The sequence below is a fragment of the Sporomusa termitida genome (genome assembly GCF_007641255.1).
In the GTDB taxonomy this organism is placed as follows: domain Bacteria; phylum Bacillota; class Negativicutes; order Sporomusales; family Sporomusaceae; genus Sporomusa; species Sporomusa termitida.
Genome location: NZ_CP036259.1, coordinates 612,205 through 627,440, shown reverse-complemented (window position 1 = coordinate 627,440; position 15,236 = coordinate 612,205). Strand labels below are relative to the sequence as shown.

The 15,236-nt window shown below is 47.0% G+C and carries 14 protein-coding genes; 6 read left to right on the top strand and 8 right to left on the bottom strand.

Annotation, left to right across the window (positions count from 1 at the left end; genetic code table 11):
• Positions 1–37 precede the first annotated feature (37 nt).
• The 7 genes from SPTER_RS02755 to SPTER_RS02725 form a co-directional block, all read right to left on the bottom strand.
• Positions 38–1,030: an ornithine cyclodeaminase family protein gene (locus SPTER_RS02755; RefSeq protein WP_144348951.1), complete on the bottom strand. Its 993-nt coding sequence runs from the start codon at positions 1,028–1,030 to the stop codon at positions 38–40.
• A gap of 37 nt (positions 1,031–1,067) precedes the next feature.
• The gene (locus SPTER_RS02750; protein WP_170233121.1) at positions 1,068–2,615 is read right to left on the bottom strand and encodes an HAL/PAL/TAL family ammonia-lyase; all 1,548 of its coding nucleotides are present in this window, start codon (positions 2,613–2,615) and stop codon (positions 1,068–1,070) included.
• 68 nt (positions 2,616–2,683) lie between these two features.
• Positions 2,684–3,685, bottom strand: a complete 1,002-nt coding sequence (locus SPTER_RS02745; RefSeq protein WP_144348949.1) for an ATP-binding protein — start codon at positions 3,683–3,685, stop codon at positions 2,684–2,686.
• Positions 3,686–3,894: 209 nt separating this feature from the next.
• Entirely contained in the window at positions 3,895–4,839 is a 945-nt protein-coding gene (locus tag SPTER_RS02740) for an ABC transporter substrate-binding protein (RefSeq protein ID WP_144348948.1), read from the bottom strand.
• A 69-nt stretch (positions 4,840–4,908) separates the two neighbouring features.
• Positions 4,909–5,550, bottom strand: coding sequence for an ABC transporter permease (locus tag SPTER_RS02735; protein WP_144348947.1), 642 nt, complete (start codon positions 5,548–5,550; stop codon positions 4,909–4,911).
• Complete coding sequence (locus SPTER_RS02730) at positions 5,551–6,684, bottom strand: ABC transporter ATP-binding protein (protein WP_144348946.1); 1,134 nt, start codon at positions 6,682–6,684, stop codon at positions 5,551–5,553. It lies immediately after the preceding gene.
• Positions 6,685–6,737: 53 nt separating this feature from the next.
• A complete protein-coding gene (locus tag SPTER_RS02725) occupies positions 6,738–7,385 on the bottom strand; it encodes an ABC transporter permease (RefSeq protein WP_144348945.1) in 648 nt (215 codons plus the stop codon).
• Positions 7,386–9,247: 1,862 nt separating this feature from the next.
• Between SPTER_RS02725 and SPTER_RS02720 the strand changes: the two genes are divergently transcribed.
• Together SPTER_RS02720 and SPTER_RS02715 are read left to right on the top strand one after the other, a co-directional pair.
• Positions 9,248–9,646, top strand: a complete 399-nt coding sequence (locus SPTER_RS02720; protein ID WP_144348944.1) for a hypothetical protein — start codon at positions 9,248–9,250, stop codon at positions 9,644–9,646.
• 123 nt (positions 9,647–9,769) lie between these two features.
• Positions 9,770–10,225, top strand: a complete 456-nt coding sequence (locus SPTER_RS02715; protein WP_144348943.1) for a hypothetical protein — start codon at positions 9,770–9,772, stop codon at positions 10,223–10,225.
• A gap of 129 nt (positions 10,226–10,354) precedes the next feature.
• On the opposite strand, the gene SPTER_RS02710 is transcribed toward SPTER_RS02715, so the two are convergent.
• Complete coding sequence (locus SPTER_RS02710; protein ID WP_211367410.1) at positions 10,355–11,557, bottom strand: threonine synthase; 1,203 nt, start codon at positions 11,555–11,557, stop codon at positions 10,355–10,357.
• Between the two features lie 558 nt (positions 11,558–12,115).
• On the opposite strand from SPTER_RS02710, the gene SPTER_RS02705 reads away from it, so the two are divergent.
• The 4 genes from SPTER_RS02705 to SPTER_RS02690 are packed head-to-tail and all read left to right on the top strand — an operon-like array spanning position 12,116 to position 15,104.
• Positions 12,116–12,781, top strand: coding sequence for an amino acid ABC transporter permease (locus SPTER_RS02705; RefSeq protein ID WP_144348941.1), 666 nt, complete (start codon positions 12,116–12,118; stop codon positions 12,779–12,781).
• On the top strand, positions 12,762–13,439 hold the full coding sequence (locus SPTER_RS02700; protein WP_144348940.1) for an amino acid ABC transporter permease: 678 nt from the start codon (positions 12,762–12,764) through the stop codon (positions 13,437–13,439). The genes SPTER_RS02705 and SPTER_RS02700 overlap by 20 nt, the downstream gene beginning before the upstream one ends.
• 54 nt (positions 13,440–13,493) lie before the next feature.
• A complete protein-coding gene (locus SPTER_RS02695) occupies positions 13,494–14,201 on the top strand; it encodes an amino acid ABC transporter ATP-binding protein (protein ID WP_425474344.1) in 708 nt (235 codons plus the stop codon).
• A 24-nt stretch (positions 14,202–14,225) separates the two neighbouring features.
• On the top strand, positions 14,226–15,104 hold the full coding sequence (locus SPTER_RS02690) for a cysteine ABC transporter substrate-binding protein (RefSeq protein ID WP_144348938.1): 879 nt from the start codon (positions 14,226–14,228) through the stop codon (positions 15,102–15,104).
• Positions 15,105–15,236: the final 132 nt, after the last annotated feature.

Sequence of the window (15,236 nt, the reverse complement as noted above, 5' to 3'; positions counted from 1 at the left end):
TCGCCACTTTGGGACATATTCTTATCACCCGGTAAATTTAACGATACCGAATCTTTGTACCAAATCCAAGTTTCTTGGCTTTTTCAAAAATCAGATTGCCGAGGGCTATATCATTCAAAGACAATCCGCGATGCCAAAACAAAATTTTTTCTTGATCGTCTTCGCGCCCGGCTTTTTTACCAGCCACAATTTCACCCAATTCCCCATAAAGTGTCTCGCCAGACAATTTTCCGCTGTCGACATGGCGGCGTAAACTGCCGAATTTTCCGCCTTTGCATTGTCCCCAATCATCCACTACCATTTTATCCATTACATCTGTTAATGAAAATTCAACCGCGCTTATCGTGCCATACGGTACAACAAATGTCCCTGGCGTAACCCATTCTGTTTTAAGCAAAACCTGGGGCTCGATTAGTCTGGTAGCCTCAACCATGATATCAGCACCCGCTAAACACTCTTCACTACTAGAAACGGCTTTTACCTGCTTTCCCAGATAATTGCTTACGCGTTGAACAAAATCATTCATAGATTCCGGTCTCTTGCTATTCACTCTTATTTCTTCAAAATCAAAAATTTTATCCAACAAAACAATGTTCCACCAGGCAGTGCCGCGTGATCCCAGATGCCCTAAAATTTTACTGCCCTTTCGGGCCAGATATTTGGCACCCAACGCCGTTAATGCCCCTGTACGCATTGAAGTAATTTCTGTAGCGTCAATAATGGCCAACGGAATTCCGGTTCTCGGATCATAGAGGTTCAACAAAGCCAATTCCGAGGGTAAACCTAATTTGTAATTATCCACGTAATCGCCAACTACTTTTACTCCTGCCATATTTATCGGTTCGATATAACCTCTTAGTATATTAAAATGTCCATTAAATTCAGGATTGGGAATCAAGTGTTCACGTGGCTCAATAACAACTTTCCCATTACCCTGAGCCAATAAACTAGCTTCCACTGCATCTAATATCTCCTGATTGCTCAATTCCATTTTTTCGATATCTAAGCCGCTAATAAACATAATATCCATGGTAGCTTCCTCCTCTTATTCATTCCGCATAACGTTCTCATTCCACAATAGCTGCTAAGTCTTTATTAATTATTCTTTTAGACACAAGGTCATAAACCGTTTGTACATCGTTAGCAACAACCCGGTCTTCCTCTAAGAATGGAACCACTTTACGGATCCGTTGGTAGACCAACTGAGTCCCTCGCCCCAGAGGTAAATTTGATCTTAAGTCAACTGCCTGACATGCAACCATAAACTCAATTGCAATGAGGTATTCAAGTTTACCCAATGATTCAGCAGTCTTTTTTATTGCCAATGGTGCCATCGTACAAATATCTTCCACGTCTCTGCCTAAAGGAAGGTAATCCATACTGACCGGATGGGCAAGTTGCCTGATTTGACTGTTCAAGTCCGCTATGGTTTTCTGCAAAGCAGCATAGCCGCAGCATCGGCCGGGAGTCGGCGATAGAAAAGCAGGTAAACCGCTGAGAACCGGGTCCATTAACCTGAACATCCGGGAGCATATCGTATTAGCCAGATTGGCCAGGGCAATCCGCAACAATTCAAAACTGTGGGTAACATTTAAAATATGAAATTGACCGTTGGATATCATATCGCACTTGTCAATTAATACCATAGGATTATCGCTCATGGAATTCAACTCAATCGCCAAAATGGATGTCGCAAATTCCAGAGCTTCCCGGCATGCGCCGTGAACTTGCGGAGTACTTCGGTAGCTTATGGGGTCTTGAACAGTTCTTGGAACTTGATCCGGTTGCCACAAAAAACTATTTTCAAGTATATTTCTGATACGTTCGGCACATTTTCTCTGGCCCACATGCGGCCTCATGTCAAAAGACTCCGGTCGTAACGGACTTGTATTTCCTTGAAAAGCTTCCAAATTTAGCGCATAGGAAACATCGGACAAGTCAAACAATTCTTTACAGTCCGACAAAACCAACGCGCCGGCGCCTATATATACCGCATTGCTATTAATGATACCCAAACCATCTTTTGGTCCCAAGACAATTGGCTGTAAATTTTCCGCTGCAAAAGCCTCAACACTGGAAGTTCTGATGCCTTTATATATGACCTCACCCATTCCCAAAAGCGGTAGAACAAAGTGTGCTAATGGCCCTATATCCGAATCACCGACAGAACCCACCAGAGGAACAACGGGATGAATTCGCCGATTCAACATTTTCGTGAACAGTTCAATAATTTCCGGGTTCACCCCAGCCGTCCCTTTAAGCATACCGTTAATTCTTACTACCATTGCAGCCCTGATCACATCTTCTTCAGCCGGCTTTTCCACGCAAATACAATGGCTTAAAATAATACGACGCTGGAACATTTCCAGTTCATTATTAGGTATTCTAATAGTCTTATTGGCGCCTGTTCCGGTATTAACCCCGTAAAACAGCCGCTCTTGGTTAGCTAGTCTCATAACAATCTTACGCGATTTTTTTACTGTCTCCATTGCTTCTGCCGCTATAGTTATCGAACTTTTCCGGCGTGCAGCCTCTACCACTTGTTTAATCGTCAAGTCATTGCCCGTTAGGACTATCTCTGCCTGATTACAATTTTCCGAGCACAACCTGCTCACAATTAGTCCTCCTTCGACTTAGAAAAATAGTGCCGGGCTAGTGCTTAGGATAAAGGGTTCCATATTAATTATGCCGTTTGTCCACCGGAAATTTTGACTAACCGTATAGCCTGAGCCGGGCATGCATTCGCACAGATACCACAGCCCCAACAGAGTTCCGGGTTAAATGACACATTCTTTTTTACTTTGCCATCCTTTTCTACGTCTGTTCCATCAAACGCAAAGGCACTAAAGCCGCATCGGCTGACGCACAAGCCACACTGACAGCATTGGCTGCTGTTATATACAGCTATATAGCGCGATTTAGGCCACTTTCCCTTAGTCCCGAGATGTTTTGCCGCTCTGAAGGGATAACAGCAACAGGTACAACAATTACACACAACACTAGAACCGGTTTCTTGCCAATTAGGTGGTCCCCCGGTATGCATCAACCCCTCACGGTCAAGTTTATGAACCAGCTTTTTCGCTTCTTCTTTACTCAGCTCCCTGCCGCCGGATCTGTCACTTATATGATTCCCGTCAAAAACCAAGCAAATTTCCCGGGAGTGATCGCAGTTATCGGCCAACATTTTGCAATCACAGGGCAATACCCTGATTACAGAGGCGGCGTCAATCATCTCTTCCACTTCGTGTAACAGAAGTATCCATTCATTATGGCAGTCATCATATTCCGGGCTAGCATCAATCACCTTGCGAAAATAATCATTCCGCTTTAAATATTCAGTAAAATCCCATGCATCCAATTCTTTTCTGACTCTGCGGGGAATAATATGGTAATTGCCAAACAAACAGAAGTTTTTTAGACGGTGATAGAAATCAGAGACACTATAATACACTGTAGTTTCCTTGACTTCTTTATTTAATATATAGCGCTGATAAGCCTGTTCCAAAAATCCTGCCACTGCCGCCTCGTCTCTTGACAACCTGGCGGCAATTGTAGCTATGCTCAAACTATCTTTGGCAAGCATGACAACCAGTTGCATTTCTTCTTCTGTGGCAAAAAAGTGTAGGTATGGTTTAATAAAATCGGGAACCGCAAAAATAGAACTGAAATCCTCCAAAAGCGGCATTGCTTCATCCCCTTCTGTCTATATACAACGCATTAAAGTTTTGCAGCCGGTGGATCGTTGTCAATGCACCACCCGCTACGCCGGGAAATTTTGTAATGGAGCATATATAGATGCTGAAACGCATGTAAAAACATCGGCCCTGGGTTCCCAGGGGCACTACGGCCATCAAAAGAACTTGCAGGGCCTCAGCCTAAACCGCAATGGTACTTTTATTTGATTAGGCCTTTTTGAGTTAGGAATTGTTTCGCAACTTCCTCAACGCTCTTCTTATCAATATCTACAGCTTTGTTCAGGTCCATTATGGTATCGTTATCCAGCAAACTGCTGAGCTTTTTCATCTGAGATGGTATCTCGGGATAGGCCTCAAGAATTTCTTCTCTAAAAAGTGGGGCTGCACTATAAACTGCAAAGGCACTTTTATCGTCGGCCAAAGTGACTAGTCCATAGGCTTTAACCCTGGCATCAGTTGTGTAAGCAAGAGCCATTTCAGCTTGGTTGTTTTTCAAGGCTTCATAACCAATGTTAAGTGCGGCTAATATATTTAAATCACGCGGGTATTTGAAATTGTACACAGTTTCAAAATGAGACAACCCGTCAGGCCGTCCGAGATATTCCTGACTGGTAATGAATCTGATTTTTTCGCCTTTCTTAATCTGCTCAATCAAATCGGAAGTAGTCCGGAGATTATATTTATCCGCAATGTCTTTCCTTACCATAACCGCATAGGTATCATTAAGCGGCGCATTATCAAGCCAAATAATATTATTTTTTGCATCCCACTCTTTTACGAGATTAAAGCTTTCTTTCTCATCAAAACTCGGAGCATGTTTCATCACATTGATTAAAACAGTCCCCGTATATTCCCAATAGGTTCCAATTTGTTTCGACTCCAGGGCAGGACGGATTACCGCCAATTCACCAAGCCCAACCTTATTCTCCACAGGATAGCCAAGGTACTGAAGATACTGATAACTCAGGGTACCCAGCAACAGGGCTTCTGTAAAGGTTTTAGAACCGACTACTATTGTTGGTTTGTTTTCATTCTTGCCAGCGCTGTCACCCCCAGCCGGTTTGCCACTGCCACATCCGACTATTCCAACAATTGTTATCACTAACAGGGCTACCGCAATGACATATTGTAGTGCTTTTTTCATAACTAATTCCTCCCTTAGTAAAATTATACGTTTCGCCGCCAAAGTTGGCGGTAAAGCATCCTATTACGACTATCCTTCGTATCCCGGCGGAGTAACCCTGGATTCAACATAACCTAGCAATCGGTCAAGAGCAATGGCTAGCATCGCTCCCAGGCCGGCTCCTACCAGCAAGAACTCCGGCCAAAGTAAGCTTAGCCCACCCAATATGATATTACCCAAGCCACCGCCGCCAATGTACGCAGCCAGCGTACCAACACTAACCACATACACTGCGGATGTTCTGATCCCTGCCAAAATAACCGGCATGGCCAACGGCAGCTCAATTTCGTACAACACTTTTTTCGCCGGCATACCCATACCTACTGCCGCCTCTTTGATATCAATACTCACCCCGGCTAAACCGGCAATGGTATTCCTGGCAATAGGCAACAGCCCCTGAAGAATTAATACAATGATTGCCGGTTTCAACCCCAGCCCCAGGATCGGCATAGCCAAGGCTACCACTGCCAGTCCGGGGACAGTTTGCAACAGGTTTAGCATATGTAAAATAACTACCCCAAACTTTTTATACTTTGGTCTTGTAACAATAATCCCGCTGGGAACAGAAATGACTACAGCGATGGTTACCGCTATCACGACCATCAATATATGGGTTCCCAAAGCTCCCGGAGCCTGATGAAACAGAGCGTCTTGAAACCGCGCCCAATCCATTTATTCGCCTCCTTTCCGGCATGAATGCTTTCTGATGTCCCCGAGGGTGATCAGCCCCGCCAGTTCGCCGCTTTCCCAAACACCGAGATACTCTGTGCCTAGCTCCAGCATTAAAGACAAGGCATCCCGTAATAGGGCTGTATCCCGGACAAAAGCGTTTTTTCTGGACAAGGCAAGCTGCCGTATCTTCTCCAACGCTTGAGTATCGCCTGATGTTATGACTTGCTGGACAAATTCTTCTCTGGTGACAAAGCCGGCTGCCTGCCCGTCCGCATCCACCAGAAAATAAGCTTCCGCGTCTTCGGCCTTGATTCTTTCCCCCAGGTTGGGCAACTCGTTTTCTCTGAAAACGCACCGCTGATACCGTGTCAGCTCTTTTACCTGAAACAGGCTCAGTTTCTTCACAATCCGGTCATAACCAATGAAATCACTGACAAAATCATTGGCAGGCTTTGATAAAATTTCCTGGGGTGTGCCATGCTGAAGCAGCTTGCCCTGGTCAAAAATAGCTATCTTATCCCCCATTTTTATGGCTTCATTGATGTCATGGGTAACAAAACAAATAGTTTTTTTCATTTTTTTTTGCAACCGCAAGAATTCATCCTGCAAATGATTTCTGGCGAGGGGGTCAACAGCACCAAATGGCTCATCCATCAACATGATTGGCGGATCAACAGCCATCGCCCGGGCTACACCCACCCGTTGCATCTGCCCGCCGCTTAGTTGATAAGGATACTTGTTCCTGGTTAGTTCTGGGTCTAATCCAATCAAATTCAGTAATTCGTCTACCCGCTGGTTGATCTTTTGCTTGTTCCAGCCGTGCAAACGCGGTACTATTGCAATATTTTCAGCAACTGTCCGGTGTGGCAACAGACCAATCTGCTGGATAACATACCCGATGTTCATTCGCAGCTTATCAGGATCACTCGCCTTAACATCTTTGTTGTCAATCAGGATTGTTCCCAAGCTTGGTTCAATCATCCTGTTGATAATACGCAGCGTGGTGCTTTTGCCGCACCCGGATGGTCCGACGAAAACACAGGTTTCCCCCTTGCCCACCTTCAAAGAAAGGTTGTCGACCGCCGGTACTGCCTGGCCGTTATAAAGCTTTGTCACTTCAATTAATTCAATCACAGTGTATATCCTCCTATCCCAAGCCTACCTTATCACCGACATTACTCAGGCAGTCAGCTGCGAACCCTAAAACCGCAAGACACAACCCTCTTTTCCAGATACCCCAGAATACTGTCCAAGGCGATGGCCATTACCGCAACAAATAAAGCACCGACAACAATCATCTCCACATGAAACCTGGTTAACCCCTCAGCAATCAGCCGCCCCAGGTTTCTTTCGCCAATATAGGTTGCAATAGCCGCTGTCCCGGTAGTCATAACAACTGTTATCCTGAAGCCGGCAAAAATAATAGGCATAGCCAGTGGCAGTTCGATTTCCCGGAGAATCCGCCACGAGCCCATCCCCATGCCCCGAGCGGCTTCAATGACACTTTTGTCAACGTTCTTAACACCGTGATAAACGTTTCTAACCAGCGGCATCATAGCGTATAAGACCAGCGCGACCAAGGCTGACCGCCTGCCCAGCCCCAAAAAGGGAATTGTTATTAAGATGGCAAATAACGCCAGGCTGGGTATACAAAAAATAGTATTGGCTATAGCCAGCACACGCTTGGCCCAAGTCTCATTTCTAGTAATTAACACCCCGACAGGAACCCAGATTACCAGTGAAATAATAACCACCCATAAGACAAGGGAGCAATGGGTCTGAAAGTAATCGGCAATTGTCAGATAATTATTCTGAATGTATTTGAGATAGTTCAACGATTACCACCTCCTAACTTTTCATTTTCGTCCCTCAAACTAAATATAATTACAAAAGGCTAATAGCAACGCCCTTAGGAATTGCTATTAGCCTTCAGTTTCAACTGATCAGCTCAATTATGTAATTTTACAATTATTATGATTGAAACAGTTTAGTATGTCAACACCTTTTACTTGCCTGTGTTTAAATAATGACCTACATCTTAAATTTGCTTACTGCCAGTTGCAGCTCTTGAGCCATATTTGTAAGCGTGGCTGGATCTCTTGGACATCCGGTCGAGTAGAGGCCTATCTCGCGACGGCCCCCCTCACAGAACCGGACTTGCCCTATTAAGGCATCCGGCTCTTCATAGCAGCATTTACTTACGCTTAGCCATAGCTATTGTTTGGCCAACTCAGCTATCCATGTCAGTTTTGTTTCCAATGGTTTCTCTGCCTCTAGTGCAGCCATTGTTTCTCTTTCCAAGGGCTCTACTATGTTACGTCCTTCCCTCCGCAGGCATTACCCTGCTTCCTTGGTACTACTACGTAATCCGACTCCCTGCCACTCATTTGGCTTCCTTGTCTTCAACTTGTCGGCCATACTCCTATCGGAGAGCGGCAGGGTCTCCCAAGTTCACACGGAGTAAACGGTGTGTAGCATGCCAAGACCTTCGATCCCGGGGCGCCGGGCTTAGCTCGCCTTTATCGCTAAACTCGGTATTGTCTTCTGCTCGTCCCATGCATCGACCTTTCCCATTAGGGATTTCGGGATTCTACATCTTCAGCTTGCGCTTTCGCCCTACTACCTTTCCTGCCTACGCTTAGACCTGGCGTTACCGCTTCAGTCCCAAGGCTGGATACTGGGTGACTGGCTAGGCCTTCCCAGGCGGGATTCCCACCCGCTATACTCCGTGTGCTTCTTGGCGCACGGGACGTTCCTTTTTTGTCAACTTTTTTTTGCCACGACACCCCGGGAGATGCCGGTCACTCTCTTAATCTGGCGAATCGATAATCCCTCCTCTGTGCGGTTCGCGCCCATTCGTATATTGCATGATTTTGCAACAAAGCTCTCTGTCATCTATACTTGTTTCCCCTAAAAGTTCAAACCTATCATCACTCTCAATTTGATTGTAGACGAATTCTTGACAAAAAAAGGACCGTCCCCTATTGTCATGTGGTACTGGTCATAAACCAAAAGAAATAATCGCCCCTGTCCCCAAATAGCGGCGATTATTTCAATAACACATTTGGTCTAACCGTTTTCCCGGTTAGACAACCTGTGGGCTGGCGTGTTAGAGCACGTCAGTCCTTTTCTTATATTATACCCATAGATTGTAAAATATGCAATCAGTCCATAAAAAATCCTGGTTTGCCTGTCCCGCTTTACTTGCAATTCACTTGAAAAGAGCTATAATTAGAAATAGGTGGGAATTAAAAAGTCGCCGTGACCTGAAAGTGTTGACGCACTTTCAGGCCCGCGCAAGGTGAACAGAGCACCTACACGTAACAGCAAGCTGTCCACGACGACATTTCTATTATACACCGGGCTTTCGCCCCAGCACAAGCGGGGAGGAAAGCACGGGGTTTAAGAGATGTTGACGGCGGCTCCGGGCTGTAAGTGCGACAGACGCAGCAGACCATGCACTCTTCCCTCAATCTGCCAATGTCAGCAGCGGGGCCAGACAGAACTGACCGGCCCGACTGCCTTGCTGACCGGTCCGGCTAAGTCCGGCTTATTGGCATTGGGGCTTTAGCAGTTGACAAAGCCAAACGCATGTGTAGGGTACAAGCCTTCGCATGCGTTTTTTATTTCCCCCTGTAAAAACCCGGGGCAGCGGCCTGCGGGCTGCTGCCCCGGCTTAAGTATAGGGGGTATACATGTGTCTGACGAAAACAGAACCCGGCTCCGTCCAGCCGCCGGCCCCAGGCGCCGGCGGCCCAGGGCCGGCCAGGCAGACCGGGTTGGACTAAAACGGCTGTTAAACCAGGTTTTTGATCAGTATATTGCTGCCAGGGTGGAACAGATCCTCTTGCGGGCCGGCACGCAGGATGCCGACTACCGGGAAACAGGCGAGAAAGTCAGCGCCGCCCTCGGCCAATTGCTGGCACTGTCCCGGAAACTGAAAGACCGGCAGCCGGAAATGACCGGTCTGGTTATGGATTTCGAAACCTGGACAACGCTGGAATCGGGGCAGGCGGCGGAAATTGCCTACCGTCAGGGTTTGCGGGACAGCAGCGAGGTCTGCCGGGAGTTGATGGCCTTCCTGCAGCAGCGCTAGGCTGGAATTACAAATAGAGTTTTCACACAACCTGACGTCCCCACTGCTGCTCCCGGAAATAATATTTTCTGCTTGTCAGCCCTGGATCCTGCAAGTATAATAACCTTAAAGGCAGGTGTCGTTATGGAAGCGGAGTTGTTAAAACAGATACTTGGCGAAATTAGAAGTTTAAAAAGTGAAGTTACAGGCGTAAAAGAAGAAATACTGAACTTAAAGTCCGGGCAGCAGCAGATAACCCAGCGCCTTGACCGTCTGGAAGACGGACAGCAGCAGATCACTCAGCGTCTTGGTCGCCTGGAAAACGAACAGCAGCAGATTAAAACAGAACTGACCGCCATGAAGGCCGATATGGCCAGTGAACGTCAACAGATAGAGATCAGCAGCTTTGTCCATGCCCTCCGGCATAACTCGGAAGAGGTCAATGCCCAACTGCATAATCTTGGGCACAACCTGGCTGTATTGACTGGTAAAGCTGCCACCAAAGAAGATATTTCCGACCTGTCGGCCCAGTTCCGGGTATTAAATGACCGGCTCTTCCGGCAAGAAGTTGAAGTAGATAAATTAAAGGCAGTTATGTAAATTTAATTTGCTGCAAATATAAGAACCTCGCCATTGCGAGGTTTTTATATTTGTCTGAGATGCATTCTAATTACGGTTACGTGGCAAATATGCGCCGGCCCAGTTGGGACTGTCCCGCTGGCGAAAAGGTTATAGGGGAATATCCTCGTCCGGCTGGAGAACAGGAACATGGACCCGTACCGTGTCCGGGTACTTCAGTCCGGCACCGGTATTAAGCATAACAACTTTTTCATTAGGCTTAATCCAGCCGCTCGCACACAGTTTTTTGGCAGCGGTATAGTTTGCCGCCCCCTCGGGGCAGACAAAGGTGCCTTCCACCGACGCCAGCTCGGCCTGGTCATTAAGTATTTCCTCATCCGTAACGGCGACGGCACAGCCATTGGTCTGATAAATGGCGTCAAGCACCAGGAAGTCGCCCAGGGCCTTGGGGACGGTGATGCCGAAAGCTACCGTTGCGGCATTATCCCAGAATTCAGAGGCCGCTTTCTTCTCTTCCCAGGCTTTGACGATCGGGGCGCAGCCTGCGGCCTGGACAGCGACCAGCCGGGGCAGCTTGTTCCCCGTCCAGCCGATTTGCCGGAGCTCGAGGAAAGCTTTATAGATACCGATCAGGCCAACACCGCCGCCGGTAGGATACAAAATCACATCAGGCACTTCCCAGGCCAATTGTTCGGCAATTTCCAAACCCATGGTCTTTTTTCCTTCAATCCGGTAAGGCTCCTTGAGGGTGGAGGCATCCATGCAGCCCAGCTTAGCCACCGCCCGGCCAACAATTTTACCGGCATCGCTGATCAGGCCCTTGACCAGGAACAGCTTGGCGCCGGCAATGGCGCATTCATTCCGGGTAATGGCCGGGGCGTCAACAGGCATGACAATATAGGCATCGATATCTGCCTTGGCGGCATAGATGGCCCAGGCGGCGCCGGCATTGCCGTTTGTCGGCATCGCCAGTGAGGTTACGCCCAGCTCTTTAGCACGGGAAACCCCCACGGCCGCGCCGCGGGCTTTGAAGGTGCCGCCGGGAATAATGCCCTCATCTTTTAAATACAGCTCAATATTCAGCTGCCGGCCCAGCTTGGACAGTGCCAGCAGCGGTGTCATACCTTCGCCCAGGCTGATCTTGTTTGTTTCGTCAACAAGCGGCAGTAATTCACGGTAGCGCCACAAGTCAGGTTTACGTTTTATCAGGTCTTCTTTGCTAAAATTGGCTTTTACTTTCGCTAAATCATACCTGACTAACAGCGGCGCCCCACACTCGGGGCATAACTGGGTGAGTTTGTGGGGGGTATGTTTAGCGCTGCATTTGGGACATTCCAGATGAGTCATATACATAATTGATACACTCCTTCTATCAAGCTAAATATTTTCCAAATATATGGCTTTATACCAAAAGGCGCCGGGTTTATCTGTGTTATATACCGATAGGTAATATTATAATATTATACCGCCTTCCTGTATAAAAGTTCAATTCTATATTAATGAAAACAAGTATTCTACAGTTGTCAGGCAATACAGCGCTCCGATTGATTCTTAGCCTGCAAATCTACAATAAAAAAAGACCAAAGCATCTTAGCGATGACTTTAGCCTTCAGTTTTCTGATGGGCCTTTGCTTTATCAGTTGTTGTATAAAAAAGTCGATCAGGCAGACAGAGAACCTATCGACAAACATATATTATCACACATTGCTAAATAATGTCAAATATTTAGTTATTCATCTGCAAAACAAACTGCACTTTAATCCTCTTGACACGTACTTTTTATTCATGTATACTCAAATAGAATTATATATGTGTGCTGATCAGAAAACTGAAGGCCAGGGTATCTCCATAAAAGAGACTTGGCCTTTTTTTGTTTGCCAAATTCAGTTGTCAGAAAAGAGTGGTGCATTTGTGACTATTAATTGGGAATTTATCCTGATGGCATTACCCTTATACGAAAAAGCAGCCTGGCTGACATTAAAGCTGGCGGTACTGGGTATTGGGGCCTCCGTAATCATTGGGCTGATATGCAGCCTTGTCTTATACCAAAAGACTGCAGGTCTTAGCCGCCTGGTACAAGCCTATATCGAGCTTTCCCGTAACACGCCGCTCTTGATCCAGCTATTTTTTTTGTATTATGGTTTAACTAAATTAGGCTTAACGCTGAGTGAACTCACCTGCGCCATCATCGGTCTGGCTTTTTTGGGCGGCAGCTATATGGCCGAGGCCTTCCGGGCCGGCATCCAGTCTGTCAGTAAATCGCAGATTGAATCAGGCCTTAGTATCGGGCTGTCCAATAGCCAGCTGGTCCGCTATGTGGTCCTGCCGCAGGCCTTGTCAGTAACCTTGCCGTCCCTGGGGGCAAATTGCATCTTCTTACTGAAAGAAACCTCCATCGTCGGCGCCATAGCCATTCCGGAACTGATGCATGTTACCCAGGATTTAATTGGTATGTACTATCAAACCTTTGAATCATTGTTGATGCTGGTCATCGCTTATCTGCTGATGCTGTTGCCCTTGTCGTTGTTTTTGAGCTGGCTGGAAAGGAAGGTGCGGTATGCTGAATTCGGGAATTAATGTGCTTACGGAGGGCATCAACCTGCAGCGGTTGCTGGGAGGTTTATTGATCACCGCGCGCATTGCCTTCCTGGCGATTTTAATTGGCTCACTGCTGGGCATTGTTCTGGGTTTGATCAACACGTCCAAATCCCGGATCATCCGCTTACTCTGCCGCCTGTACCTGGAGTTTTTCCGGATTATTCCCATACTGGTTTGGTTGTTCATCGTCTATTTTGGTGTGCCCGGTCTGTTTAATATCCATTTAGAGGGTGAACTTGTGGCTGTTATTGTCTTTAGCCTGTGGGGAGCCGCGGAAATGAGCGATATCGTCAGAGGTGCCCTTGCATCGCTGCCAAAACATCAAATAGAATCAGGCAAAGCACTGGGGCTTAGCTTTTGGGGCCTTTACCGCTATGTCCTGATCCCCCAGGCCATAAGACGCCTGTTGCCAGGGGCTATGAATCTTGCCACCAGAATGATCAAAACCACCTCCCTGGTCGTTTTAATCGGTGTTATTGATGTAGTGAAGGTTGGTCAGCAGATCATTGAACGGTCCCTGTTAAAAGAACCTACCGCCTCCTTTTGGATCTATGGCCTGATATTTGTTTTATATTTCGTCATTTGTTATCCACTGTCGAAGCTGTCCAAGAAATTAGAAACCAAATGGGAAAGTTAGGGAGGGGTCATCATCATTACCGCAACTAACCAGGTATTACTTGAAATAAAAGCATTGCGCAAGGAATTTGACGGAAAAACGGTATTGGACAATATTGACCTTACCATCCATAAAGGCGAAGTGGTTGTGATCCTTGGTCCATCAGGCTGTGGAAAAAGTACGTTGCTCAGGTGCCTGAACGGCCTGGAAGCCATTCAGGGCGGTGAAATTGCTTTATCAGGCCAAAACATTACCGGTAAAAATGGGGACTGGCAGAAAATTCGCCAGCAAGTGGGGATGGTTTTCCAAAACTATGACCTGTTCCCCCATATGACGGTTATGGAGAACATTCTGCTCGGTCCCCTGAAAGTGCAAAACAGAGACAAACAGGAGGCATCCGAGCAGGCTGAACAGTTACTGGCCAGGGTCGGTCTGCTCGACCGGCAGCATGCCTACCCCCGGCAGCTGTCCGGCGGGCAAAAGCAGCGAATCGCTATTGTCCGCGCTTTATGCATGAACCCGGAGATTATGCTGTTTGACGAGGTTACCGCCGCGCTTGACCCGGAAATGGTGCGGGAGGTGCTGGATGTTATCTTAGGCCTGGCCAGACAGGGGATGACAATGGTAATTGTGACCCATGAAATGGGGTTCGCCAGGGCTGTTGCCGACCGCATCGTCTTTATCGATGCCGGCAGGATCTGTGAAACAGCCGCACCGGCTGAGTTTTTTTCCAACCCCAGGACAGAGCGGGCTCAGCAATTTTTAAATATATTCCAGTATTAAAATTACAAAACGAAAGGACGCGGGATGATGAATATCAAAAAGTTTCTGGTGTTAATTTGCAGTGCGTTATTCTTAGTAGGAGTCTTGGCCGGCTGCGGCTCAACGGCAACCACGAAAACAGACGGCAAACAAGAAGAGGCGCAAAAAAGTGCTATTGAAGAGATAAAAAAACGCGGCACGGTTAGAATAGGTATCTTCGGCGACAAGCCCCCCTTCGGCTTTATTGATGCCAATGGTAAGAACCAGGGCTTTGATGTGTATATCGCCAAAAGGCTGGCCAAAGACCTCTTAGGTGACGAGTCCAAAATCCAGTTTGTTTTGCTTGAGCCGGCCAGCCGCGTCGAATACCTGCAAACAAACAAAGTTGATATTGTTTTAGCTAACTTTACTGTCACGGAAGAAAGAAAGCAAAAAGTTGATTTTGCCAACCCGTATATGAAGGTTTCTCTGGGGGTCGTTTCACCCCAGTCTGCTCCGATTACCTCAGTTGATCAGCTAAAAGGCAAAAAGCTGATTATTATCAAAGGTACGACCGCTGAGACCTATTTCACAAAAAACCATCCTGAGGTTGAGTTGTTAAAATTCGATCAAATCACGCAGGCCTTTGAGGCGTTAAAAGACAAACGCGGCGTGGCTCTCTCCCAGGATAACACCCTGCTATTTGCCTGGGCCAAAGAAAATGCCGGCTTTACCGTGGGCATCGCTACCCTAGGCAGTCTTGACACGATTGCCCCGGCGGTTAAACAGGGTAACAAAGAGCTGCTTGACTGGATTAACCAGGAGTTAGAAACTCTGGGTAAAGAAAACTTCATCCACAAGGCTTATGATGCAACCTTAAAACCTGTTTATGGTGATTCGATCAATCCTGAAGACATTGTTGTCGAAGGTGGCAAACTTAATTAGCAAATACGGTCTCGGTTTAGCAACACCGCGGCCGGATAAAAAATGGCACTTTACCAACGTAAAGTGCCATTTTTCTATGAAGCAGCGGCAGACTCATTTTGGCTTCGCAGGAGTATGCAGTAAGTGACCGAA